Annotated in this window: 24 protein-coding genes; 18 read left to right on the forward strand and 6 right to left on the reverse strand. The window is 62.0% G+C overall.

The genetic code is table 11. From position 1 onward, the window contains the following. Positions 1–18: 18 nt before the first annotated feature. Positions 19–1,263, reverse strand: a complete 1,245-nt coding sequence (locus ACPW74_RS21945) for an HD-GYP domain-containing protein (protein WP_275059017.1) — start codon at positions 1,261–1,263, stop codon at positions 19–21. A 144-nt stretch (positions 1,264–1,407) separates the two neighbouring features. Here ACPW74_RS21945 and metA point away from each other — a divergent pair, with 144 nt between their 5' ends. Continuing rightward, entirely contained in the window at positions 1,408–2,355 is a 948-nt protein-coding gene (gene metA / locus ACPW74_RS21950) for a homoserine O-acetyltransferase MetA (RefSeq protein ID WP_010672713.1), read from the forward strand. 6 nt (positions 2,356–2,361) lie between these two features. Here metA and ACPW74_RS21955 read toward each other — a convergent pair whose 3' ends face one another. After that, positions 2,362–2,880, reverse strand: a complete 519-nt coding sequence (locus ACPW74_RS21955) for a tyrosine-protein phosphatase (protein ID WP_042864527.1) — start codon at positions 2,878–2,880, stop codon at positions 2,362–2,364. 149 nt (positions 2,881–3,029) lie between these two features. On the opposite strand from ACPW74_RS21955, the gene ACPW74_RS21960 reads away from it, so the two are divergent. The 3 genes from ACPW74_RS21960 (at position 3,030) to ACPW74_RS21970 (ending at position 6,085) form a co-directional block, all read left to right on the forward strand. Further along, positions 3,030–3,500 carry an Lrp/AsnC family transcriptional regulator gene (locus ACPW74_RS21960; RefSeq protein WP_010672715.1) on the forward strand — a complete coding sequence of 157 codons (471 nt, stop codon included), beginning with the start codon at positions 3,030–3,032 and terminating at the stop codon, positions 3,498–3,500. 219 nt (positions 3,501–3,719) lie between these two features. Beyond that, the gene (locus ACPW74_RS21965) at positions 3,720–4,919 is read left to right on the forward strand and encodes a tyrosine-type recombinase/integrase (protein ID WP_049444918.1); all 1,200 of its coding nucleotides are present in this window, start codon (positions 3,720–3,722) and stop codon (positions 4,917–4,919) included. After that, the gene (locus ACPW74_RS21970) at positions 4,916–6,085 is read left to right on the forward strand and encodes a PDDEXK nuclease domain-containing protein (RefSeq protein WP_049444920.1); all 1,170 of its coding nucleotides are present in this window, start codon (positions 4,916–4,918) and stop codon (positions 6,083–6,085) included. Before ACPW74_RS21965 ends, ACPW74_RS21970 begins: the two co-directional genes overlap by 4 nt. Positions 6,086–6,116: 31 nt before the next feature. Here ACPW74_RS21970 and ACPW74_RS21975 read toward each other — a convergent pair whose 3' ends face one another. Together ACPW74_RS21975 and ACPW74_RS21980 are read right to left on the reverse strand one after the other, a co-directional pair. Beyond that, positions 6,117–6,986 carry an ImmA/IrrE family metallo-endopeptidase gene (locus tag ACPW74_RS21975; protein ID WP_049444922.1) on the reverse strand — a complete coding sequence of 290 codons (870 nt, stop codon included), beginning with the start codon at positions 6,984–6,986 and terminating at the stop codon, positions 6,117–6,119. A gap of 2 nt (positions 6,987–6,988) precedes the next feature. Further along, positions 6,989–7,381: a helix-turn-helix domain-containing protein gene (locus ACPW74_RS21980; protein WP_007182527.1), complete on the reverse strand. Its 393-nt coding sequence runs from the start codon at positions 7,379–7,381 to the stop codon at positions 6,989–6,991. A gap of 287 nt (positions 7,382–7,668) precedes the next feature. On the opposite strand from ACPW74_RS21980, the gene ACPW74_RS21985 reads away from it, so the two are divergent. From ACPW74_RS21985 to ACPW74_RS22010, 6 genes are all read left to right on the forward strand, one after another. Then, on the forward strand, positions 7,669–7,893 hold the full coding sequence (locus ACPW74_RS21985) for a DUF2188 domain-containing protein (RefSeq protein ID WP_071890187.1): 225 nt from the start codon (positions 7,669–7,671) through the stop codon (positions 7,891–7,893). A 6-nt stretch (positions 7,894–7,899) separates the two neighbouring features. After that, complete coding sequence (locus ACPW74_RS21990; RefSeq protein WP_049444928.1) at positions 7,900–8,901, forward strand: CBASS cGAMP-activated phospholipase; 1,002 nt, start codon at positions 7,900–7,902, stop codon at positions 8,899–8,901. Beyond that, on the forward strand, positions 8,895–10,037 hold the full coding sequence (locus ACPW74_RS21995) for a CBASS cGAMP synthase (protein WP_049444931.1): 1,143 nt from the start codon (positions 8,895–8,897) through the stop codon (positions 10,035–10,037). Before ACPW74_RS21990 ends, ACPW74_RS21995 begins: the two co-directional genes overlap by 7 nt. Continuing rightward, positions 10,034–11,665, forward strand: a complete 1,632-nt coding sequence (locus tag ACPW74_RS22000; RefSeq protein ID WP_049444933.1) for a ThiF family adenylyltransferase — start codon at positions 10,034–10,036, stop codon at positions 11,663–11,665. Before ACPW74_RS21995 ends, ACPW74_RS22000 begins: the two co-directional genes overlap by 4 nt. After that, entirely contained in the window at positions 11,653–12,129 is a 477-nt protein-coding gene (locus ACPW74_RS22005) for a Mov34/MPN/PAD-1 family protein (protein ID WP_055312166.1), read from the forward strand. Before ACPW74_RS22000 ends, ACPW74_RS22005 begins: the two co-directional genes overlap by 13 nt. A gap of 335 nt (positions 12,130–12,464) precedes the next feature. Continuing rightward, a complete protein-coding gene (locus ACPW74_RS22010) occupies positions 12,465–12,974 on the forward strand; it encodes a JAB domain-containing protein (RefSeq protein ID WP_044062348.1) in 510 nt (169 codons plus the stop codon). A 35-nt stretch (positions 12,975–13,009) separates the two neighbouring features. Here ACPW74_RS22010 and ACPW74_RS22015 read toward each other — a convergent pair whose 3' ends face one another. After that, positions 13,010–13,819, reverse strand: coding sequence for a hypothetical protein (locus tag ACPW74_RS22015; RefSeq protein ID WP_044062347.1), 810 nt, complete (start codon positions 13,817–13,819; stop codon positions 13,010–13,012). A gap of 622 nt (positions 13,820–14,441) precedes the next feature. Between ACPW74_RS22015 and ACPW74_RS22020 the strand changes: the two genes are divergently transcribed. From ACPW74_RS22020 to ACPW74_RS22035, 4 genes are all read left to right on the forward strand, one after another. Beyond that, positions 14,442–15,272, forward strand: a complete 831-nt coding sequence (locus ACPW74_RS22020) for a DUF932 domain-containing protein (RefSeq protein ID WP_049444937.1) — start codon at positions 14,442–14,444, stop codon at positions 15,270–15,272. An 80-nt stretch (positions 15,273–15,352) separates the two neighbouring features. Beyond that, the gene (locus ACPW74_RS22025) at positions 15,353–17,419 is read left to right on the forward strand and encodes a ParB/RepB/Spo0J family partition protein (protein ID WP_055312167.1); all 2,067 of its coding nucleotides are present in this window, start codon (positions 15,353–15,355) and stop codon (positions 17,417–17,419) included. Between the two features lie 812 nt (positions 17,420–18,231). Then, the gene (locus ACPW74_RS22030; RefSeq protein WP_049445269.1) at positions 18,232–18,546 is read left to right on the forward strand and encodes a DUF736 domain-containing protein; all 315 of its coding nucleotides are present in this window, start codon (positions 18,232–18,234) and stop codon (positions 18,544–18,546) included. Positions 18,547–18,585: 39 nt separating this feature from the next. Then, positions 18,586–18,852: a hypothetical protein gene (locus ACPW74_RS22035; protein ID WP_049445265.1), complete on the forward strand. Its 267-nt coding sequence runs from the start codon at positions 18,586–18,588 to the stop codon at positions 18,850–18,852. On the opposite strand, the gene ACPW74_RS22040 is transcribed toward ACPW74_RS22035, so the two are convergent. After that, a complete protein-coding gene (locus ACPW74_RS22040) occupies positions 18,849–19,142 on the reverse strand; it encodes a helix-turn-helix domain-containing protein (RefSeq protein ID WP_071890182.1) in 294 nt (97 codons plus the stop codon). The two genes, ACPW74_RS22035 and ACPW74_RS22040, sit on opposite strands and share 4 nt — an antisense overlap. 318 nt (positions 19,143–19,460) lie before the next feature. Here ACPW74_RS22040 and ACPW74_RS22045 point away from each other — a divergent pair, with 318 nt between their 5' ends. From ACPW74_RS22045 to ACPW74_RS22060, 4 genes are all read left to right on the forward strand, one after another. Next, positions 19,461–19,811 (forward strand): DUF2958 domain-containing protein, encoded by a 351-nt coding sequence (locus ACPW74_RS22045; protein ID WP_049445260.1) that lies wholly within the window; start codon positions 19,461–19,463, stop codon positions 19,809–19,811. A 346-nt stretch (positions 19,812–20,157) separates the two neighbouring features. Continuing rightward, positions 20,158–20,928, forward strand: coding sequence for a DUF2285 domain-containing protein (locus ACPW74_RS22050; protein ID WP_049445256.1), 771 nt, complete (start codon positions 20,158–20,160; stop codon positions 20,926–20,928). Between the two features lie 111 nt (positions 20,929–21,039). After that, positions 21,040–21,324, forward strand: coding sequence for a helix-turn-helix transcriptional regulator (locus ACPW74_RS22055; RefSeq protein ID WP_049445253.1), 285 nt, complete (start codon positions 21,040–21,042; stop codon positions 21,322–21,324). Between the two features lie 14 nt (positions 21,325–21,338). Next, on the forward strand, positions 21,339–22,208 hold the full coding sequence (locus ACPW74_RS22060; RefSeq protein ID WP_425858469.1) for a replication initiator protein A: 870 nt from the start codon (positions 21,339–21,341) through the stop codon (positions 22,206–22,208). Positions 22,209–22,336 lie beyond the last annotated feature (128 nt).

Here is a 22,336-nt window from a genome sequence, read left to right on the forward strand (position 1 = left end):
TGGGTGGGGCCAGCCCTCTCAGGGCTTGCCGTGTTCGAAGTAGTAGCTGATCCGGGTGCGGGGGTTGAGGTATTCGAACACCGCCGGGGGCAGGCGTTTGGGCTGGATCACCTTGGCGATGGTCAGCCCGGCCGCGTCGAGGTCGATGATGGCCGCCTCCTGGCGCGGAATGCGGGGGTCGTATACCAGCACGGCGGGGTAGAGCAGGCGGGAGGCGTCGACCGACATCACCAGCCCCACCTGGCCGTTGGAAAGCTGCACCACGCTACCCGGGGGGTAGACCCCCATCAGTCGGATCAGCATGCCGAGGTGATCGGCGTTGAACTGGGACTTGCGCTGCTTGTAGAGGCTGCCGAGGGCCGCGTAGGGCACCTTGGCCTCCAGGTGGCAGAGGTTGTCGTACTCGTTGATGAGGGAGACGATCTGGGTGAGGGGATCGAGCTGATCGCCCTTGAGCCCCTGGGGGCCGGTGCCGTCCAGGTACTCGTGGTGGTTCTGCACTATCTGCTTGGCCGCTTCCGGAAAATCGCTGACCAGCCCCAGCAGTTCCAGGCCGTAGCGGGGATGCTGGGCCATCAGGTTCTGCTCCGGCTTGGTCAGCGGCTCCGTCTTGCGCAGGATCTGGCTCGGGATCCTCAGCTTGCCGATGTCGTGGAACAGGGCCCCCATGCCGACCTGGCGGATTGCCTCGGCCGGCAACTTGCACTCCCGGGCGAGCAGCATGCTGAGCACGCTGACGTTGAGGGAGTGAAACTGCAGGCTGTTGCCATCATCGCTGTCAGAGACCAGGTGCAGCACCATCTCGTCCACCGAGAGGAGCTGCTCCGTCATGGCGTTGATCAGCTCCTGGGCCTCGCTGATGGCGTTGAGGGGGCGGGACTGGATCTTGCCCATGAGGTTGCGCACCTGGGCCAGGGATTGGCGGAACTGTTTCTCGCACTGCTGCAGGTCGCGGCGATAGCGCTGCAACTGCTCGATGCGCCGCAGTTTCTCCTGCTGCATCTCCTCCTGGCGGGCGACAAGACCCTCTCCTTCAACCTCATCCGCCTGGGACTGGGTTTGTCCGAGGGGCTTGGGCGGCGTGTCGCTCTTGTCGGGAATGATGGTCACCAGCTTGAGGCCAAGGCGACGAATGAGCTCGATCTCCTCCTCGCTCTTGAGCTTGAAGCTGGAGAACAGAAACGGGTGCTCGCGCCATCCCAAAGGCAGGGAGACATAATTGCCGACTTGCAGCCGTTCTACGGAGATCTTGATTCCTGTCATGGGGTTGGGCACGAGGGACACACTGAGCCGTATGCTAGTCAAAGGGCGGGGTGAATACAAAAGGTATCTGATGACAGCGGGAGCGCTTTATTATAGGCTTCTAGATGTCCAGACATATTTACCGATGCAGTACAGGGAGTCAGCATGCCGATCAAGATCCCGGACCAGTTGCCCGCCGCCGAAGTGCTGGGGCAGGAGAACATCTTCGTGATGACGGAATCCCGGGCCGTCACCCAGAACATCCGCCCGCTGCGGGTGCTCATCCTCAATCTGATGCCCAAGAAGATAGAAACCGAGATCCAGCTGATGCGGATGCTCTCCAACTCGCCCTTGCAGGTGGACGTGGATCTGTTGCGCATCGACGATCGGGAGTCGAAAAACACGCCCCAGGCGCACCTGGAGAACTTCTATCACGACTTCGAGCAGGTGAGAGGCAACAACTACGACGGCATGATCATCACGGGGGCGCCGCTCGGGCTGGTGGAGTTCGAGGAGGTGGTCTATTGGCCACGCATCGTCGAGATCATCGAGTGGTCCCATCAGCATGTCACCTCCACCCTCTTCCTCTGCTGGGCGGTGCAGGCGGCGCTGAAAGCCTTGTACGGCATGGAAAAGCAGACCCACGGCGAGAAGCTCTCCGGGGTCTATCGCCACCACCGCCTCGACGAGCACGAGGCGCTGCTGCGCGGCTTCGATGATGAATTCGTGGCGCCCCACTCCCGCTATGCGGCCTTCGACGGGGATCTCATCCGCGCCCACACCGATCTGCAGATCTTCGCCGAGTCGGAAGAGGCGGGCGTCTATCTGGCCGCCACCAAGGATTGTCGCCAGGTGTTCGTCACCGGCCATCCGGAATATGACGCCCTGACCCTGGATGGGGAATACCGGCGGGATCTGGCGGCCGGGCTCACCCCCGTCATTCCGGTCAACTATTACCCGAACAACGACCCAAGCCAGACCCCGCGCGCCACCTGGCGCAGCCACGGTCACCTGCTGTTTTCCAACTGGCTCAACTATTACGTCTACCAGTTGACCAGCTACAAGGTGGAAGACATCGGCAAGGTGTTTACCTACCAGCAGCCCAAGGGATAGAGCCCATCAGTCCGCCCCGGCCAGCCGCCGTCCACGGGTATCGAGCCAGTGACGGTGGCAGGCCAGGGTGAAGGCCCGTGGCCGTCTGGCCCGGATGAGGGTCATGGCCTCCTGCTGGGGCAGCCCCTGGGTCATCAGCAGCAGGGCGGCCGCCAGCCCGGTACGCCCGCTTCCGCCGTGGCAGTGAATGGCAAGGTGCCGTCCCTCGCGCAGCAGGGCGAGCAGTCGGGGTTGCACCCCGGGCCAGGCCTGTTCGAAGGCGGCATCCGGTGCCTCGTCATCCGCAATGGGCAGATGGAACCAGCTCATGCCCCTGGCCTGCACCAGCTGCCCGAGAGAGAGGGGCCCGCACAGGGCCAGCTCCTCCACCGTCATCAGGGTCAGCACCCCGCCGGCACCGGCCAGCTGCAACTGGGCAAGGGCGTGGGCCATGGGGACCTGCTGGCTGCCGGGGCAGGGGGTGAGCAGGAGCTGGCCGTCGAGCCGTGGAACGTCCAGGCTCCAGAAGGGATGGGCACTGAGCATGGGGTTCCTCGTGGTGGCCGGGAGCAACGGGATGGGTATCCCGCGGGTGCGGCACAGCATAGAGGGGCCGGAGGCGATGTCAATCTGCGTTGTGTTCGGCCCGGTTTACGGGCAGAGTCTAAAAAAATCGAGCGATGCAAGGAGTAAAGATGAGAAACCTGGATCAACTGGACTTGGACATCCTGGCCCATCTGTTTCGCGATGCGGGCATGACCAACAAGGATTTGGCGGCCCTGGTCGGGGTGGCGCCGTCCACCTGTCTGGAGCGGGTGCGCAAGCTGCAGCAGGATGGCGTGCTCAAGGGGGCGCACTGCGAGGTGGATTACCAGGCCCTGGGCGGTCACATCCAGGCCATGGTCTCCCTGCAACTGGCCCGTCACAGCCGCCAGATCATCGATGCGTTTCGCGACGCCATCCTGGCCCTGCCCGAGGTGATCAGCCTGTTCCACATGGGCGGCAAGGATGATTTCCTGGTGCACCTGTGCGTCTCCGATACCGAACACCTGCGCAATTTCGTCTTCGATCACTTCACCTCCCGGGAAGAGGTGGTGCACCTCGAGACCTCCCTGGTGTTCGAGCACAGGTTCAGCCGCTCGCTCCCCTGCTTCCCCCACCCCTGACGGGGCGAGCCGCAAGAAAAAACCGCCCGAGGGCGGTTTTTTTGTTTCACGATGACTCCAGTACCGCAATTCGCTGGACTACGCCAAGGCTCTATACAGCAAGTTTATCAATCACTTAGGCGAGTTCAACATATGCCGGTGCTTTCCGAAACTTGACCCGGCTTCCCCTCGCGTGGCTCCCATGCGGCTCTTGGAAACCGGGCTCTCCGAGGAGTCATCATGGCGAAGATCAAGCTCACCAAGTCCGCAGTAGATGCGGCACAACCCCAAGACAAGGCCATCGAACTGCGGGACACTGTGGTGCCCGGCTTCCTGTGCAAGATCACCCCGGCAGGCCGCAAGGTGTTCATGCTCCAGTACCGCACGAACGCGGGCGAGCGCCGTAAGCCCGCCTTGGGCCAGTACGGGGAACTGACCGTCGATCAGGCACGCACGATGGCGCAGGAGTGGCTGGCCGAGGTGCGCAAGGGCGGCGACCCCAGTGCGGCCAAGAACGCCGCCCGCAAGGCACCAACCATGAAGGAGTTTTGCCACACCTTCATGGAGGACTACTCCAAGCAGCGTAACAAGCCCAGCACGCAGCGTGGCTATCAGGGCGTCATTGACCGCTGCATCATCCCGATCATGGGCCGGATGAAGGTGCAGGACGTGAAGCGCCCGGACGTGGCGGCGCTGATGAAGAAGCTGGCCTACAAGCAGGCCGAGGCGAACCGTACCTTTGGCGTGCTGCGCAAGATGTTCAACCTGGCCGAAGTGTGGGGGTTGCGCCCTGATGGGACGAATCCATGCCGCCATGTCCCGATGTACCCACCCGGCAAGGAAACCCGGCTTATCGTGGACGATGAACTGGTGCGGATCTTCCGCCAGTTGGAGACGCTGGAAGCCGAAGGACTGGAAAACTACGTCATCCCGCTGGCAATCCGACTGCAATTCGAGTTTGCCGCCCGCCGCTCCGAAATCTGCCCGCTGGAGTGGGGCTGGATTGATCTGGAAAAGCGCCGCGTCGTCTGGCCGGACAGCAAGACGGGCGGCATATCCAAGCCCATGAGCGAGGAAGCCTATCGGCTGTTGTCCACAGCGCCGCGCCGGGAAGGCTGCCCCTATGTCCTGCCGTCGCCGAACGATCCGGCCCGGCACATGACCCACGGTGAGCACTACGGCGGCTGGACGCGCGTGCTCAAGGCCGCTGGCGTGCCGCACGTTGGTACGCACGGTATCCGTCACCGGGCGACGACCGATATTGCCAACTCGGGCGTGCCGACCAAGGTGGGCATGAAGCTCACAGGCCACAAGACCGTGGCGATGTTTATGCACTATGTTCATACCGAGGACAAGCCGGTGCGGGATGCGGCCGAACTGGTGGCGAATCGGCGACTGGCGATTACCGGGGCATCCCGTTCTATGGAGGTGACAGCATGACAAGGAAGACGCCCGTGGCAACACGGAAACCCGCTGCCTTACCGGCTGGCTATGCCGGCATCCACGGCGGCATCGTGGAGCTGCTGGACGCGGCGCGTCAGGCGGCGGCGCGCAGTGTCAACGCGCTGATGACGGCCAGCTATTGGGAGATTGGCCGCCGGATCGTCGAAGCCGAGCAGAAAGGCAGACGGCGGGCCGGTTATGGCGAGCAGTTGATGGCGCGGTTGTCCGCCGATCTCACGGCGCGCTTTGGGCGCGGGTTCAGCCCGGATAACCTGGAGAACATGCGGCGCTTCTTCGTCGCTTATCCCCTTGAGGCAATTTCCGAGACACTGTCTCGGAAATCTGGAGACGGACTGCCCATCGAGAATTCCGAGACAGTGTCTCGGAAATTCGACCTCTCCGAACTGGCCCAGGTCTTCACCCTGCCATGGTCGGCCTATGTCCGACTGTTGTCAGTCAAGGATGACCATGCCCGCCAGTTCTACGAGGCCGAGGCGCTGCGCGGTGGTTGGAGCGTGCGCCAGCTTGATCGACAGATCGGCAGCCAGTTCTACGAACGCACTGCCTTGTCCAAGGATAAGGCGGCGATGCTGGTCAAGGGTTCGGTAGCCAAGCCCGAGGATGCCGTCGCGCCCAATGACGCCATCAAAGACCCGTATGTGCTGGAGTTCCTCGACCTCAAGGATGAGTATTCGGAATCTGATCTGGAAGCGGCATTGATCCAGCGTCTGGAAGATTTCCTGCTGGAACTCGGGGAAGGCTTCACCTTCGTCGGGCGGCAACGTCGGTTGCGTATCGACCAGACTTGGTATCGGGTCGATCTGCTGTTCTTTCATCGCAAGCTACGCTGCCTGGTCATTATTGACCTGAAATTGGGCAGTTTGACCCATGCCGATGTGGGGCAGATGCATATGTACTGCAACTATGCCAAGGAGCATTGGGCCTACCCGGACGAGAACCCGCCGGTGGGCCTGATCCTGTGCGCCGACAAGGGCCATGCCCTGGCGCGGTATGCGCTGGATGGCTTGCCGACTAAGGTGATGGCGGCGAACTATCGCACCGTGCTGCCGGATGCGGAGTTGCTACAAAAGGAACTGGAGAACACGCGGCGTCTGCTCGAATCACGTAGACCGGTACCTCACAATACGCCCAGCGAAAACTAGGGCAGTTGCAGCGTGACGCTGCCACGCTTAGCTAGCGACGCTTGCTCCGCCCTGGCCACGGCAACTCACCAGTTAATTCCGGTAGGCCGCCATCGTCCTCCACTCGCACGCCGAAGCGGTTCACTTCGATCTCCGGCAGGTCTTCACTGTCAAACCATAGTAGTGAAATGGTGGTGTCGGTACGTGCGTAGTGCCTCGAAAGCTCCCAGAGATCAAGACCTTTTTCCCAGTTATCGAACCATACATCCTGGGAAATCTCCCCCGTATCGGTGGCGTTGACCCCTGAAGATCTGATTCGGTGCGCTACCGAGCCAGCCGGGATCACCGACTTGGGTGATATCCAGGCCCCAGCTTGTCTCAAAGACGTGGAGCGTGCTGCATACCGTACTGCGCCACGCTCCATGGTGACGAAGGCACACGGAACATCGCTGAGACTGGCGAATCTCGACGCAGCCGCGGGAAATGAAGTGCCAAACAAATCGGCCATGCGCTGGATAAGGTCCAAGGAAGGCTCTTCCTTGGGAACGACAGAAAGCCATCGCTGATAAGGCATCAGCAGTTCAGCGGCAAATGTGTCGCAGGCGATCTCGTTGGGATGCCGTTTGGCATAAGACCAGGACGGGACTTCCTCGTGACTCGATTCTAGGTCGAGCACGATATGCGCTATCTCGTGGCAAATAGTGAAACGCTGGCGTTCCTCAGTCTCCAGGGAGTTCACGGTGATTATGTGCTTCCCGTTCGGCTTGGTAATGGTATAGCCAGACTCTCCTTCGCCAAGCTCATCTTTCTTGACCTTGGCATTAGCAGCGGTCACATAGGGAGACAGGTCTCCTCGGATGTTAGAAACATCGACTTTCGCAATGAACGCGCGTGCTTTCTGTCTGACATCCGATTCGTCCATGTTCAATCGTCCTCGTCGTCGTCCTCAAGGGCCTTTTTGATCCGGGTAATCAATGTGGCGGGATCAGGCCTTGCGTTACCCCGATGCCTGACGCCGGCCGCCATCGTAAATACGTCGATACCAATAGACGAATCTTGTAGCACAAATTCGACGAGGTTCGGGTCGGCGTCCGCATGGTCAACCAGCCAAGTTACGAGTGCAGCATCTCTCTCCGTCGGCTTAAGAACCTTCAATAGCTTTTCAATCAGGTCTTGGGAGGGGTTTGTTTTTTCGCCAGTTTCGAGGCGGTAGACGTATGCATGGTCCACTGACGATAGCTGCCCAATTTCACGCAGGGAAAGGGTTCTGCGTTCGCGTAGCGTCTTGATAGCGACGCCCAAGCCTGTTTGTGGCATGAGTTCTGATCCTTGCGTTGCGGGGGAAGGCCGTAGCCCTCTGTTGCATCAACCCCACATTCAGTCGAGTCCAAAGGCGCATGTTGCGCAGGTGTTGCGCCAGCGCACATGCTCTGATACATTGTTGTCTAGCCAGACAACGGAAGCGGATTTTTCGCCTGCTACAGGTTGGATTGGCTTGGTCTTCCTGTTGTCTGCATGAGCAACGTATTGTGCTACAGCGGGCGGCCATTGACAACCCAGCCGGCTGGCTGGGACTTCCATAGTTCCATTGTAGGAGTGCCATCATGGCCGGAAAAAATCAGCATGTTGTTCCTCATCAAGACGGTTGGGCCGTTAAAGGCGCCGGCAACGAGCGGGCGACCTCTGTGCATGACACGCAGCAGCAAGCAATAGATGCAGCGCGGGATATTGCACGCAACCAGAAGTCCGAACTCGTCATCCATCGTCCAGATGGCCGTATCCGTGACAAGGATAGCCACGGCAACGACTCCTTTCCCCCGAGAGGTTAAGACGTCATGACTGACATCCCTACCTACCATGTGCTCGCCCTGTCGGGGGGAGGCTATCGCGGCCTTTATACGGCCACGGTTCTTGCCGAGCTTGAAGCCGTGCTGGGCCGGCCTATCGCTTCCCACTTTGACCTGATTTGTGGCACATCGGCAGGAGGGATGTTGGCTTTGGGACTGGCAGCGGAAATCCCCGCCAGCGAACTCAAAGCACTGTTCGAAGACGAAGGCAGCCGCATCTTTGGTTGCCGCAGTCTTTCAAGACGGCTTCTGGGATTCTGGCTGACTGCAAAACATGATTCGGCAGGGTTGCGGGAAGTGCTGACCGAACGCTTCCAGGGAACCACCGTAGGCGACCTGAAGCATCGTGTTCTTGTACCAGCAGTCAACTACTCGACAGGTCGCGGACAGTTTTTCAAGACACCTCACCACCCTTCCTTTGAATTTGATCACCGCATGAAGATCGTCGATGTTGCGTTGGCGACCGCTGCCGCGCCCGTCTACTTTCCGCTGGCGCGCAACGACCGCGGTGTCTTCGCGGATGGCGGACTGGTAGGTAATGCCCCCGGCCTGTTCGGATTGCATGAAGTCAACACGTTCCTGGCACCGAAACAGGATGTGCGGATTCGGGTTCTTTCCATCGGCACGATGACGATTGGTGCGACCGTCCGTGGCGGCGCTAGCCTTGACCGAGGATTCGGTAAGTGGCGCGGAGGACTCTTCGATCTGGTGATCTCCGCCCAGGAATCGTCCGTGGACTACATGCTGAGGCAGCTGTTGGGGAACAACTACTTCCAGATCGACGACAAGGCAACGCCTGATCAGAGCAAGGACGTGAAGGCGCTGGATCGGGTTTCCATTGGCGCCACGAATACGCTCAAGGATCGTGGCAACCACGCGGCCCAGCGCGCGCTTGGCGATCCTCTTTTTCAACCATTTCGGGCGCACCAGGCCGGCGCCCCCATTTTCTATCACGGCCCCAACAAGAATGTACCGGAGGCCGCATGCTGAACCTGAGCCCGCTTTTCTTTACCACTGTTGACGACGAATCCTGCATCCATGATGAGCTGGATTTGACGCCTGAACAGCGTACCAAGATCGCCAGTGCACGGACGGATGTCAGAAGCTGCCTACGCACGGGCATTCCTCGTGTGATGAGAGCTGGCGGATACACAGAAGACGTACCGCAGCCGCGCTTCTTTACGCAGGGGTCGTGGGCATACAAGACGCTGAACTCGCCGGCACAACGTCCGCAGCAGGCGGATGTCGATGATGGTTGCTATCTACCAATGAGTTTCGTCTCGCAGACGCAGCGCCCCAGCACAGCGGCAACAGTTTTCTTTACTGCTGCGGAAGAGGCGTTAAGGCCGCTGGTCGAAGAAAAGGGGTGGAAGCTTGTCACTGACAAGCCGACTTGCATTCGCATTGTCATTGCTGCCTATGCCCACATTGACATCCCACTATATGCCATCCCCGATCAGGAGTTCGTGAATCTGGCCGAGGCCTCAATGAGGCGATATGGCTACGACTCGGTGATGGATGCCATTATCAAAGCGGAGCGAGATGCGTGGACGGCATTACCGCGCGACAAGGTTTTACTTGCCCATCGTGAATGCAATTGGATGCCCTCTGATCCTAGGCCTGTAAAGGAGTGGTTCCTGGGCGAAGTGGAAGCTAAGGGGGAGCAGTTCCGCCGCGTGGTTCGTTACTTGAAGGCATTCCGCGATTGGAGGTGGTCCAGCGGCGGGCCCTCTTCGATCCTGCTGATGGCCGCCGCGGCTCCGCTATTTGAAAAGCGTGATCGGCGCGACGACCTCGCGTTGCTAGATGTCGTCGCGGCACTACCGGCCCGATTGCGTGCGGGGGTGAACAACCCCGTGGATGAATCCGAATCGCTTACGGTACGGCTGGGCAAAGCCGGTGTCGAAGAAGCTGCAAAGGCGTTCGAAGAATTTGAGAAGGTGCTTCGTGGCGCAACCGACGCCAGCAGCCCTTCACAAGCTTGCATCTGGATGCAGGGCGAATTCGGCCCGCGTTTTCCGAATGAGCCGGATCGGGTCAAGGTGGTATCCATCGTTGCCACCATCGCCGCCGCTCCCGCCGCCGCTGGTCCGAGCGAACTCGTCGGACGAACGAAGGCCGGATGAGCGGCGCCATAGCGGTCGCAAACGTGATCGAGGCCTTTGAGCAGCAAGGCTTCGCGTTTGTTGGCAAGACGGATGACGGCTGGTTCAGGCTGCACGGACAGTTGATCCCGCCCCAATTGGGCAAGGGCTATCCGTGCGAGGTTCAGCTCGATCCGACGTTCTTCGACTTACCTCGCATCCGGCTGCTGGAAATCCCCTCCGAACTGCCAGCTGCGGTTCCTCATCTTGGCGCAGATGGCGGGCTTTGCTATCTCGCCAAGGGCACGGTCGTCCTGGACATCTACGATCCTGTCGGACAGTCGCTGGCATGCCTGCAACGCGCGGCCGTCTTGTTCGGGCAGATCCTGAAGGGGGAGATGATCGAAGATCTCGCGGAAGAGTTCTTCGCCTACTGGCACGGTGGGCTTTGCTTCGTGGACATGCAAAGCGAGGATTTGGGGCGGCAGAACTGCATCGTCGCGCAGGCCAATGGGAATCCCTTGTGGTTCATCACCGACAACGAAGATCGAACAACAGAAAAACTGAAGTCGCTCGGCTACCAAGTCACCGATAGAACGGTGCTGACTTACCGGGTAAAGACGGGTGCTCAACCCCGTCCTCTGACCAGCCATTGGCCTCCTGAAACAGTGAGGGATATCTTGGCATGGCAAAGCACCCTTGACCCTCGGTGCCGGCGCAAGATTCACGAACGCATCAAGGAAGGAGAAAGGAAAAAGGCCAATGGCGTTCTGATCGTCGTCGAATCCCCGTTGATGACGTATGGCTTCGTGGTTCTCTATGACCGCCAACGTCCTGTGCAAAAGAGCAAGCTCGCAGATCGCAGGGATTCCAGCTATGGATTGAAGGTGATACCCATCTCAATGGTCAGAATAGATGATCGCTACCTTGCCCAGCGGAACATGCCTAAGGCAAAGACGCTTGCAGGTAAGAACCTGGCCGTCGTGGGATGCGGCACGATCGGCGGATATCTGTCGGACATGCTGGTCAAGGCCGGGGCGGGGACAGGCGGCGGAAAACTCACGTTAGTGGACTTCGACTGCCTTCTCCCGCAGAACATCGGGCGCCATCGCTTGGGATTTCCAGATCTGCTGTCTAACAAAGCCGAGGCTATGGCGAAGGAACTGAACCGCTTGGCGCCAGGGGCCAAGATTCGTTCTCTTCCCGTTGATGTCAGGCAGGCCCAGTTGGGAGAACTGGACCTTCTCATAGATGCCACCGGGGAGGAATCCCTCGGGCATTGGCTGTGCGGCCACTATCCACCACCTACGCCCATGCTTTCGGTCTGGATAGAGGGGCCGGGTACGGCTGTCCGCGCACTATTGAGAACGCACGCATCTGGTGCTTGCTACCGATGTCTTTGGCATAGCAATAGAAGAGGTGAACTCCGCTCTACAGTTGATCCTCTTCCTGCCATCTTGGCGGGGCACGGATGTGAGGGCTTATACGTGCCGTTTCCTGCCTCGGTGTCGGTGCATGCTGCCAGCCTGGGCGCAGAGATGGCGCTTGATTGGGTTAACGGCGTCCATTCCCCCGCACTTCGAACGAGGGTCATCGACCGTACCCAGCAATCTGCCACGCCCGACTGTGATCCGCTGCGGAACCCGGAATGTCCTGTATGCAATTCATGAGTTCTTGGGCCACTGGCGACAGGAGGACGTTGCTGCATTTTACGGATTCCGCACTGGAGACTTTTTGCCAGCATATTCAGGTTATTGATACCGCCTGTGAAGCTGGTGGAATTCTGCTTGGTTCAGTTCATGGGGCTCACATGATTATCGAGGAAGCAACGGCCCCTACGGAATATGACAAACGATTCAGATGTCTATTCGAGCGTATGCCCTTTGGTCACGAATCTATTGCCCTGGCGCGATGGACGGGGAGTAACGGGACCATCCGCTACTTGGGGGAATGGCACACTCATCCAGAGGATCATCCTCACCCTTCTGGTCTGGATAGATCGGAATGGAACCGCTTATCAGCGAAGCGTCGGGACAAGCGGCCAATGATTGCTGTCATCGTCGGACGAAAATCTCTATACGCCGAATTGGTGCCGAAATCAGGCCGAGGTTTGGTACTCGCTCCCGTGGAGTAGCGCACAATCAATCCAGTGCGTCCCGGCGTGCAGCCGTCGGGTTCACGGGCTGCGCCCCGCGCTTCGTGCCGAATCGCGGCTATTCGGCTTTGACCCCTGACGCCTTCGGCCCTGACGGGCCTGCGCGCTCCGCTTGCACAAGGGCCAGTGTGTGCAATGGGAGGGTGTAGGCGGTCTTGCTGTTCCCTTCACTGTATCACGGCGTTCTCGCCGTCAATGACTGCGCGTGCTCGCACGCTTGCGGCCTGATGGCCGTCTCCGATCCCTGACTGCTTGCGCTGCGCCGTGCTCTCCACGGTTCCGGGCAATTCCGCCCGAGCAACCGGAGCACGATCATGTCGCAACTGTCCTTTTCCTCGTTCGATTCCTCGCTGATGGTGCGTGACGCGCAGGGGCGCTACCTGCTCGCGACTGCCGAGCAGATTCTGGAGGCCGCGCGCCAGGCCATCGAGCGCAAGATGCAGCGTGGTACTTCGTTCACGTCGCCGGCGGCGGTCAAGGAGTACCTGTGCGCCAAGCTGGCCGGCTTCGAGCATGAGGTGTTCGCGGTGCTGTTCATGGACACGCAGCATCGGCTGATCGAGTACGCCGAGATGTTCCGAGGCACCATCGACGGCGCATCGGTGTATCCGCGCGAGCTGGTCAAGGAGGCGCTGCGGCTCAACGCGGCGGCGGTCATCGTGTCGCACAACCACCCGAGCGGCAATCCCGAGCCGAGCGGTGCCGACAGGACGCTGACCCAGCGGCTCAAGGAGGCGCTGGGGCTGGTGGACGTGCGCGTGCTGGATCACATCATCGTTGCAGGCACCGACACCACATCGTTTGCCGAACGTGGCCTGATCTGACGAAGGGGGCTTCGGCCCCTTTTTGCTGCGCCGTGCTACTCGGTTCCGTTGCGCTCACGCTGACGGAGGCGCTTCACGTAGGCTTCGTCCACCAGTTCGTCGGGGCCGAGATCCAGTGCGCAGTTCGCCAATGAGGCCAATGTCCGATCGGTCAGCTTGAACGCCCTTGGCAGTTGGCCGTAGTTCTCCGTGCTGTTTTCCTCGATCGAAGCGAACAGTGCCTTGAAGAAGTCGGCCTTGGAGGGACGGGTCGCCGCAGTGGCGGCGGCCGTCAGTGGGTCTGTGGCCGCCATCTCCGCCTTCTCAGCATCCGATGCCAGTTCGCGCATGAAGTCGCCCAATGAGGGCCAATACTTCAGATCGAACTGGCCCCGGAGGGCATCCAGCTTCTCTTGTACATATGACTGGAACAGGTAGTTGTTCTGGGATGCAGCCTCGATCACGTCGCCAACGTGATAGTGGGTTTCGCTGCTGAAACCCGAGGTGTTGTGCAGATCGGTGCGTTGATCCAGCAGTTCTGCCAACTCATTCGCCTTTCTCGCGATTTGCTGATTGACGTTGGTGAGGTCGTTGCGGGCGGTGCGCGCCTTCAGCATCTTCTGTGGATTCCAGAAAGCGGCAGTGCTCAACACAAGGCCGAGAAAGACCTGGAGCGCCGGAGGCCGGGCGTGGAGCTTTCCATGCAATTCATCGTAGGCGTCTTTCAATTCGACGCCACGCGCCAGCAGGCGATCCGCGACCGCGTTCTCGCTGGGCAGGATGTGGTGCTCGATGTTGTACTGCTTTCCCTCCAGGAGGAGGTCTTCGCAGGCTTGCTGCGGATTCACGGTTTGAGACGAACTCACGGTCTGTCCTTGATGTTTTAGATGCTTCACAGCGTATTGAACCCTGCCTGATTTGTCGGTACCCGAGCGACTGTTGATGAACCGGCTCTGAGGTACCCACGCCAATGCAATCCGGGCGTCCCCGGCCCCCTGGGAGATGGCCGGTCGCGCTGTCGTGCGCGTGGCGCATCGAGCCGCCTGCGGCGTCTCGCCCCTGACGGGCTTCCATCGTTCCCTCGCTCCGCTCGGCTGACGCCTTCGGCCCGGAATCCTCGATCCGGGCCTGCGCGCTTGCGCTTGCGTGCAGTTCAGCACACGGGGACGGCCGTTGCCATGTCCAGCCGTCTCCCCTGACTTCATCACCTTGTCCGCGACTGTAGCCCGTGTCCGCGTGCCGTCAAGGCGCGCCAGGCCGTGTCCTCGGCTGCGCCTGCGGGCCGCACCTACCTGACGCTTTTCTCCTTGACGGCCCACGTCCGTGGGCTCCTGACCGTCGCGGGCGATGAACTCAGGAAAGACGGTGGCAACAGGGCCAACCGGGTTCCTCGTGCCAACCGCACCGAACAGCCGAAAGGCTGGGCTCCGAATCTTGGAATCCGGTGTGCGGTGTGAACAGCAAACCCTTTTCGTCAGGAGAAAGATCATGCAACTCGCATCCCGTTTCGCTTCCCGTTCCCCCTCGCTGCGCAGCGACTACCCGCTGACCGATGACCAGATTCACCGCGTAGCGCCGTCCATCTTCGCGGACGCGCCGCATGAAAGCCGTTCGCAGCGGTACGCCTATATCCCCACCGCCGCCGTGCTGGCCGAGCTTCGCAAAGAAGGGTTCCAGCCGTTCATGGTTTGCCAGACTCGCGTGCGCGATGAAGGCAAGCGCGAGCATACAAAGCACATGCTGCGCCTGCGCCACGCCAGCCAGATCAACGGCGCGGAGGCTAACGAAATCGTGTTGCTCAATTCCCATGACGGGACGAGCAGCTATCAGATGCTGGCCGGAATGTTCCGGTTCGTGTGCAGCAATGGCCTTGTGTGCGGCGACACCGTGGCCGATGTGCGCGTGCCCCACAAGGGCGACGTTTCCGGGCATGTCATCGAAGGCGCTTACGAAGTCTTGCGCGGCTTCGACCGGGTGAAGGATTCCTGCGATGCCATGCGCGCGATCACGCTGGACGAAGGCGAGGCCGAAGTGTTCGCCCGCGCCGCGCTGGCCCTCAAGTACGACCCCACCGACAACAAGCCCGCGCCCATCACCGAATCACAAATCCTGATGCCGCGCCGGTTCGACGACCGCCGCCCGGACTTGTGGAGCGTGTTCAACCGCACCCAGGAAAACCTGACCAAAGGCGGCTTGCATGGCCGCAGCGCCAACGGACGCCGCCAGCAGACCCGCCCGGTGCAGGGCATTGATTCCGATGTGCGCCTCAATCGCGCCCTCTGGATGTTGGCCGATGGCCTGCGCCAGTTGAAAGCCTGATTCCCCACGCGGCAGGGGCAGGCAGCAGCCCTTGCCGCTTTCTTCGCTGCTGCATCCCTGAACCGATAGGAGTTATCACCATGAACGCCGTTACCCAAACCGAAGCCCGCGCCCTCAATACCGCCGCCGCTATCCCGCTGGAAGCCGCCGACCCGACCAAGAACCTGATTTTGGTTCCCCTGTCGCGGCTGGTGTCGCGTCCTGCTGGCCGCAACGTGCGCAAGACCCCGCGCATGTCCATTCCCGAACTGGCCGCTTCTATCCAGCGGGTCGGCCTGCTGCAAAACCTCATCGTCATTGCCGCCGCCGATGGTGAGCATTACGAAGTGGTGGCCGGTGGCCGCAGGCTGGCCGCGTTGAAGCTGCTGGCGAAGAAGCGCCGCATCAGCAAGGAATGGGACGTGCCTTGCCTGCTGGTGGCCGATGGCACCGCCCGCACGGCCAGCCTCACCGAGAACGTGCAGCGCGAAGCCATGCACCCGGCAGACCAGTTTGAAGCCTTCGCGGCGCTGGTGGCCGAAGGCCGACCCATCGAGGACATAGCCGCCGATTTCAGCGTGTCCCCGCTGGTGGTGCAGCGCCGCTTGAAGCTGGCGAACGTCTCGCCCCGGCTGCTGGCCGACTACCGCGCAGAAGCCGTGAGCCTTGACCAGTTGATGGCCCTTGCCATCACCGACGACCACACCGCACAGGAAAGCGCCTTCTATGACGCGCCGACGTGGCAGCGCAACCCTTCCCAATTGCGCGACCGCCTCACCGAGCGCGAAATCGACGCCTACCGGCATCCGCTGGTGCGGTTCGTGGAACTGGACACCTACGAAGCCGCAGGCGGCGGCATTCGCCGCGACCTGTTCGCAGAAGGCGATGCGGGCGTGTATCTGACCGATGCCGCGCTGCTGGAACGGCTGGCGCAAGACAAGCTGGCCGGTATGGCCGCCGAGGTGAAGGCCGAAGGTTGGGCATGGGTGGATGCCACGCCCGCCGTGACCCATGCCGACCTGCACGCCTTCCAGCGTGCGCCGAGGGAACGGCGCGAACCGCGCAAGCGCGAAGCGCAGCGCATCGAAAAGCTGCAAACCAAGCTGCACGAACTGGCCGCAGCCGTGGATGACGCGCTGGATGCCGAGGACGAAGAAAAGGCCGATGCCTTGCAGGAAGAAGGCGAATCCGTAGGCGAGCAGTTGCAGGCGCTGGAAGATGGCTTGCAGGACTTCGGCGCGACCGTGAAGGCCGCAGCCGGTGCCATCGTCACCATCGACCGTAACGGGCAGGCCGTGATTCATCGCGGGCTGCTGCGCGAAGCCGAAGCGAAGGCGCTGCGCACGCTGGAACGCCTGCGCCAAGGTTTCGGCAGCGAAAGCGAAGCCGGGAACGACGACGAAGGCGAAGACGACGAGCAGCCCAAGACCGCCGCCATGTCCGATAAGCTGGCGCAGCGGTTGAGCGCCCACCGCACCGCCGCGCTGCAAATCGAAGTCGCCCGGCATCCGCAAGTGGCGCTGGCCGCGCTGGTGCATGGCATGGTGCAGACTGTCTTGCAAGAAAGCCATTACGGCCACGACCTGCCGCTGGGCGTGAGCCTGAAAGTGCAAGACCGGCTGGAAGGCATCGCCCCGGACATACCGGATTCGCCCGCCGCCGTCGCGCTGCGCGAGTTGCAGCAGGTAGCAGGCGAAGGCTTGCCGGAAGACAGCGCCGAACTGTTCGCCGTGCTGCTGGCGAAGTCGCAAGATGAACTGGTGCGGCTGCTGGCGGTATGCGTGGCCGTTACGGTGGACGTGGTGACACCCCGCGCCACGCAGCAGCAACCGGGCGCGGAACTGGCGCAGGCCGTGGGGCTGGACATGGCCGCATGGTGGAAGCCCACCAATGAGGGTTATTTCCGGCATGTGCCGAAGGCCACGATTCTGGAAGCCGTGGAGCAGTACGCCCCGGCGCACATCACCCGGCTGGCGAAGTTGAAGAAGGCCGACATTGCTAGCGAAGCCGAACGGCTGGCGGATGGCACCGGCTGGATGCCCGCCGTGTTCAAGGCTGAAGGCACCGACGACACCACGGCGCAGGATGCGCCGCAGACCGTGACGGATGACGAACCGGAAGCCATCGACAACGCCGACGAGCAACAGGCCCACGCACTCGCCGCCTGATCTTCACCATCACCGAGCGCCCCGGTTCCGGCCGGGGCGCTTCGCTGTTCCATCAGCATCGGCACCAGGCCGTACCGCCCTGGTGCCGATAGTCAAAAATCCGGGCGCGGCGGTGGCCGCGCCCGGTTTCGAGGCCCAAAGCCAGAACGCCCCTTCGCCGCCTTCGGGCAGGCGGCGAAGGGGCAGCGCACAAGTGGCCTTGTGCGCGGGAAACCCTCGAAGCCCATAAGTGCGTCGGCGCATAGCGCCGACGACATTCCGAACGCGCCCCGCCGCAATGGGCGGGACTTGTGGGGCTACGCCCCGGCTTGCTGCCGCAGGTTGCACGAAAGCGTGCCGTCCTCGACGCTGGCGGTTCGTCGCCTGTACGTCACGGAGGACGGTTCACCGACACGCCGTCCGGCCCTGCAATGGAGCTTCCACGCCACGCCGCATGCAAAAGGCCGCCTGCAACGTCAGGGGCGCTTTCGCCCTTGTCGCCGGGTGTTGTCCTTGCCCGTGTCAGGGCGCAGGCCGGTGAATCCGTCGCGCGGGGATGCCGAGTCGGCCATGTCTCCATTCGGGAGCGGGCGGCCAGTACGTCCTTGTGTTGTTGTGAATCCTGGCGGTGGCTGGGCTTCATGGCCGCAACCTTGCAGCGAAAACAATTTCCCCTGCGCTGCGCGCATTCCTCGCGGGACAAATTCTTTTCGCTTCCAGTTTCTCCACGGTGTTGCGACCGCTGCGCGGTGCGGCCAGCCCATCCCCCGCCGGACGGATCACAACAAGGACGCACTGGCGCGACCTTGTTCAACCCGAAAGGAGAAATCATCATGGCTAACATCGGCACCTTCACCGCAGAGAAAGACGGCTTCACCGGCCAGCTCCGCACCCTGACCCTCAACGTCAAGGCCAAGCTGGTTCCCAACGACAAGGGCGAGAACGAAAGCGCCCCGGACTTCCGCCTTCAGGCGGCCGGCCACGACTTCGGCGCGGCGTGGAAGAAAACCAGCGAGGCCGGGCGGGATTACCTGTCGGTGGCCATCGACGATCCTTCGTTCCCGGCGACGGTCTATGCCCGCCTGATCGAAGGTGAGAACGGCACGCACGACCTGATCTGGTCGCGCAGCAAACCCAAGGCGGCCTGACAGCCGCCCACCGCGCCCCGCCCATTGCGGCGGGGCGCGATGCTGCTGATCGCAGCACCGCACGCACAGGGTTTCGGTAGTTGCCCGATGCTTGGCATGTCCAGGGCAGGCATTGCATTGGCGATGGTCGGATGGCTCGAAGCCCGTGGCAGCAAGCACAGCATGGCGTGTCGGCGCATTGCGCCGCCGGGCTTTCGGGCTGCGCCCCATGCCGCCAATGGCGTCATGTCCATTCGGCTTCAATCCCTCACGCCTTCGCACCTGGCGGCGCTGCGCGCTCCGCTTGCGGAAATCCAGACGCGCTAGGGCGCGTCGCGCTCTTTCAGCACGGCCTCGAACTCTTGGCGCACCTGCGCCAGCAGTTCATCGACCTTGTGCGCGTCGTCGCCGGCGTAGGCCAGCGTCAACAGCGTCAGCGGATGCACTTCCATGACTTCGCATAGCTCGGTCAGCTTGTGCATGGTCGGGCTTTTCAAGTCGCGCTCCAGCGTACTCATGTAGGTGCGGCTGGACACGTCGGAGAACGCTTCCTGGCTCAAGCCTCGCGCCTTCCTGACTGTCCGTATTGCCGTTGCCAATGAGTGTTTCGCTGTCACTAACTTGGTTTCCCCATAAAAACCAAGATGACAGCCGATTGCGCCCTATAGGGCTACAATCTATAGTGTTCATTAATGGCTGAAAGGCTGCTTTCGTGCTTTTACGGAAATCCGTAATTACGGATTCCGACAGAACCGGGGAATCGCATCCGTGTCTTTCCGGCTTCCTACAATTCCGCTTCTGCGCTTGCGTGCTTCTACGGATGCGATGGCTTGCGCGTCCGTGCTTCCCCACGAAAACAAAGAGACGGTTCGGCGGTTCCGTGCTTCGACGCAGAAGCGCATCCGCGCATCCTCGGTTTCATGGAGGTTCCGGCCATGACCTTGTCGCTTGTCACCACCGACGAGCGCGCCCGGCTGCTGACCCATGGCGCGGCGCTAGCCGCTGGTCAGCGGCTCGACCCGTTGCCCGTGGTGCGGCTGTTCACCCCAGACGCGCATGTGACCTGGCTGCTGGTGTCGCTCGATCCTGCGGATGGCGACACGGCCTACGGCCTGATCGACCTCGGGATCGGAATGCCCGCGCTCGGGACGGTCAAGCTGTCCGATCTGGCTGGCATCGTTGGGCCGCGCGAACTGCCAGTGCGACGGGATCGGTATTTCCAGGCGGTGCGTTCGTTGTCGGAGTACGTCCGGTTGGCGCAGGAGAACAGCGCGATCACGGACTGATGAAAGACAGCATGGCCCGGCCAGCCGAGGCGCATTGTGACTATTTCAGTCTTGGTCAAGACCGTCCAGGTCTCAATCCGCATCCTTGCACCGAAGCGGTGCGACCCTGCTGCAATCGGTCATGATCTTCGGCCTGGACTAAGGCACGGTGTCAAGTGCTGCGCGTCAGTTTTATGACGGTGTGGCCGTCGCATTCAGACGATTTTCGCAACGTGCCGGAGCCAAACGGTCTTGACACCAACATTTGCAGCTTAACCATTCTTGATGACGACCTGATGGCGGTTCGATAGCTCCCGCACGGCGGAATTCGTGGCGACGTTCCTGCTGAATGACAGGAGGTTGCGTCATGGCTGACCCGAGCGCCGAACACTGGTATCCGACAGCGGCCTATCTCTACGTCCTGCACCTGGACGGCCCCGCGTTGGCGTGGGAATACCTGCGCCGTCACCCCGACTACCGCCGCGACTGGCTACGCCGTCGCCGACGACCGGACGCGGCGCAGGCTTGGGGCTTGCGCCTGCTGGAAAACCCGGCCCTGGATGCGCGCGATGCGCATCCGGCCTGGTTCCCCGATCACGATGCTGTCGTGCAGGTTTACCCGGACGATGACCCACCACCCGAAGCCCATGCCTTTGAGTTCTGGCGCGTTCCCGGCCGCAAGCAACTGATCCACGATGGCAAGCGCCTGGTGCTGGTGTCGCACTGGCCCGGCTGCTGCCTGCGGCTCGCGCTCGCGTCGGGCCTGGAAGACGGCATGGCCTACCTCTACGCCACCCGCGCCTGCGCCACGCCCTGCGCGCGCTATCGCACGCTCGCGGCCGAGCTGGACGCATTGGCCGTGGCAACGGTTGCCGCGCCTGCGGCGGCGGCCCGTTCCCGGCCCACGACGGCTGCGGTGCTGGAACTGCACACCTTGCAGGCGCTGGACGCGACCCTGGCGGGCGCGTCCTTGCGCGAAGTCGCTGAAGGGCTGTTCGGCACGGATGCCGTCGCCGCCGACTGGCACAAGGACAGCGCCTTGCGTGCTCGCGTGCGGCGGCTGGTACGTCGTGGCGATGCGCTGATGCGCGGCGGCTATCGCCGCCTGGCACAGCTTCCGCTGCTGCCGTTGCAGTAGGGGGGACGTTTCGCGTCCCCCGCAGATCGTCCCTTAGCAAGAAGCCCCGCTTTCTTGAAAGTGCCTCTATCCGGCCGCGTGGTGTGGCCGGGCTTGATGGAGGTACATCCCATGCGACCCGCTCCCTTGCGGCCTGCCGCCGCTGCTGTCGCTGCGCCCGCGCAGCCCCAACGCTACCTGACCAACGACGAAGCCGCCGACTACCTGCGCCTGTCGCCGCGCACGCTGGAGAAACAGCGCGTGATCGGCGGCGGGCCGAAGTTCCGCAAGTTCGGCCGCCGCGTCATGTACGCCGTGAGCGACCTCGACGCCTGGGCCGATGCGCGCAGCTTCGCGGCGACTTCCGACCCGGAATATGCCGAGCGGCATGCGGGCGACTACCGTGACGGCCGCTGATTTCTGGCTCGCCGGTGGCCATCGCCATGTCCAGCCCATCGCTGCCCCTGCGGCAGCGACCAGCGCAGCAGCGGGAACAGCTCGACCTGTTCCGCGCGCTGCCGGGCGACATGGCGCCGCGCGACAGCCAGGACTTGATGGCCTTTCCGTTCTTCTCGCTCGCCAAGTCGCGGCGCACCGCGCCGATCGACTTCCGCGCCGGCGGCATCACCATCCGCGTGGAGGGCACGCAGGAGCACGGCATCGCGACGATCTGGGATGCCGACATCCTGATCTGGGCCGCCTCGCAGATCGTGGAAGCCCGCGATGCGGGCATCCCGACCTCGCGGCTGATGCAGGTGCGTCCCTACGAGATCCTGCGTTTCATCGGGCGCGGTACGTCGCTGCGCGACTACCAGCGCCTCAAGGCGGCCCTGGATCGCCTGCAATCGACCACGGTGGCCACGTCCATCCGAGAGACAACAGGCCGGCGCCTGCATCGCTTCTCGTGGATCAACGAGTGGAAGGAACTGGCCGATGCCAGCGGCGTGCCGCTGGGCATCGAACTGATCCTGCCGGACTGGTTCTATGCGGGTGTGCTGGACGCCGCCCTGGTGCTGACCATCGACCCGACGTACTTCCGGCTCACTGGAGGCATCGAACGATGGCTGTATCGCCTGGTGCGCAAGCACGGCGGCCGGCAGGAGCACGGTTGGCAGTTCGATTTCCAGCACCTGTACCGCAAATCGGGCAGCGTGGCGCGCTTCTACGACTTCGCCGCCGACCTGCGCGCCCTGGTGGCGCGGCAGTCGCTGCCCGGCTACGTCCTGGGCATCGAGCGGATGCCCGGCGAGAAAACCGAACTGCTGACCTTCCGGCCCGTGCCGCCCACGGCACGGGGATAAGTCTGGGAAAACCTGTTAATTCACTCGTGCTATCAGGCAACAGGAGGCTCGTGCTATCAGGCAACAAATCCTCGTGCTATCAGGCAACAAAATCGGCTGCAAAGCCGCGCCAGCATTGGGTTTTTGCG

The sequence above is a fragment of the Aeromonas sp. INTO2 genome (genome assembly GCF_049860605.1).
In the GTDB taxonomy this organism is placed as follows: domain Bacteria; phylum Pseudomonadota; class Gammaproteobacteria; order Enterobacterales; family Aeromonadaceae; genus Aeromonas; species Aeromonas caviae.

Bases quoted from the DNA above. Each gene is read 5' to 3' on its own strand.
- ACPW74_RS21945 (WP_275059017.1), bottom strand. From the start codon at position 1,263: ATGACAGGAATCAAGATCTCCGTAGAACGGCTGCAAGTCGGCAATTAT.
- metA (WP_010672713.1), top strand. From the start codon at position 1,408: ATGCCGATCAAGATCCCGGACCAGTTGCCCGCCGCCGAAGTGCTGGGG.
- ACPW74_RS21955 (WP_042864527.1), bottom strand. From the start codon at position 2,880: ATGCTCAGTGCCCATCCCTTCTGGAGCCTGGACGTTCCACGGCTCGAC.
- ACPW74_RS21960 (WP_010672715.1), top strand. From the start codon at position 3,030: ATGAGAAACCTGGATCAACTGGACTTGGACATCCTGGCCCATCTGTTT.
- ACPW74_RS21965 (WP_049444918.1), top strand. From the start codon at position 3,720: ATGGCGAAGATCAAGCTCACCAAGTCCGCAGTAGATGCGGCACAACCC.
- ACPW74_RS21970 (WP_049444920.1), top strand. From the start codon at position 4,916: ATGACAAGGAAGACGCCCGTGGCAACACGGAAACCCGCTGCCTTACCG.
- ACPW74_RS21975 (WP_049444922.1), bottom strand. From the start codon at position 6,986: ATGGACGAATCGGATGTCAGACAGAAAGCACGCGCGTTCATTGCGAAA.
- ACPW74_RS21980 (WP_007182527.1), bottom strand. From the start codon at position 7,381: ATGCCACAAACAGGCTTGGGCGTCGCTATCAAGACGCTACGCGAACGC.
- ACPW74_RS21985 (WP_071890187.1), top strand. From the start codon at position 7,669: ATGGCCGGAAAAAATCAGCATGTTGTTCCTCATCAAGACGGTTGGGCC.
- ACPW74_RS21990 (WP_049444928.1), top strand. From the start codon at position 7,900: ATGACTGACATCCCTACCTACCATGTGCTCGCCCTGTCGGGGGGAGGC.
- ACPW74_RS21995 (WP_049444931.1), top strand. From the start codon at position 8,895: ATGCTGAACCTGAGCCCGCTTTTCTTTACCACTGTTGACGACGAATCC.
- ACPW74_RS22000 (WP_049444933.1), top strand. From the start codon at position 10,034: ATGAGCGGCGCCATAGCGGTCGCAAACGTGATCGAGGCCTTTGAGCAG.
- ACPW74_RS22005 (WP_055312166.1), top strand. From the start codon at position 11,653: ATGCAATTCATGAGTTCTTGGGCCACTGGCGACAGGAGGACGTTGCTG.
- ACPW74_RS22010 (WP_044062348.1), top strand. From the start codon at position 12,465: ATGTCGCAACTGTCCTTTTCCTCGTTCGATTCCTCGCTGATGGTGCGT.
- ACPW74_RS22020 (WP_049444937.1), top strand. From the start codon at position 14,442: ATGCAACTCGCATCCCGTTTCGCTTCCCGTTCCCCCTCGCTGCGCAGC.
- ACPW74_RS22025 (WP_055312167.1), top strand. From the start codon at position 15,353: ATGAACGCCGTTACCCAAACCGAAGCCCGCGCCCTCAATACCGCCGCC.
- ACPW74_RS22030 (WP_049445269.1), top strand. From the start codon at position 18,232: ATGGCTAACATCGGCACCTTCACCGCAGAGAAAGACGGCTTCACCGGC.
- ACPW74_RS22035 (WP_049445265.1), top strand. From the start codon at position 18,586: ATGCTGCTGATCGCAGCACCGCACGCACAGGGTTTCGGTAGTTGCCCG.
- ACPW74_RS22045 (WP_049445260.1), top strand. From the start codon at position 19,461: ATGACCTTGTCGCTTGTCACCACCGACGAGCGCGCCCGGCTGCTGACC.
- ACPW74_RS22050 (WP_049445256.1), top strand. From the start codon at position 20,158: ATGGCTGACCCGAGCGCCGAACACTGGTATCCGACAGCGGCCTATCTC.
- ACPW74_RS22055 (WP_049445253.1), top strand. From the start codon at position 21,040: ATGCGACCCGCTCCCTTGCGGCCTGCCGCCGCTGCTGTCGCTGCGCCC.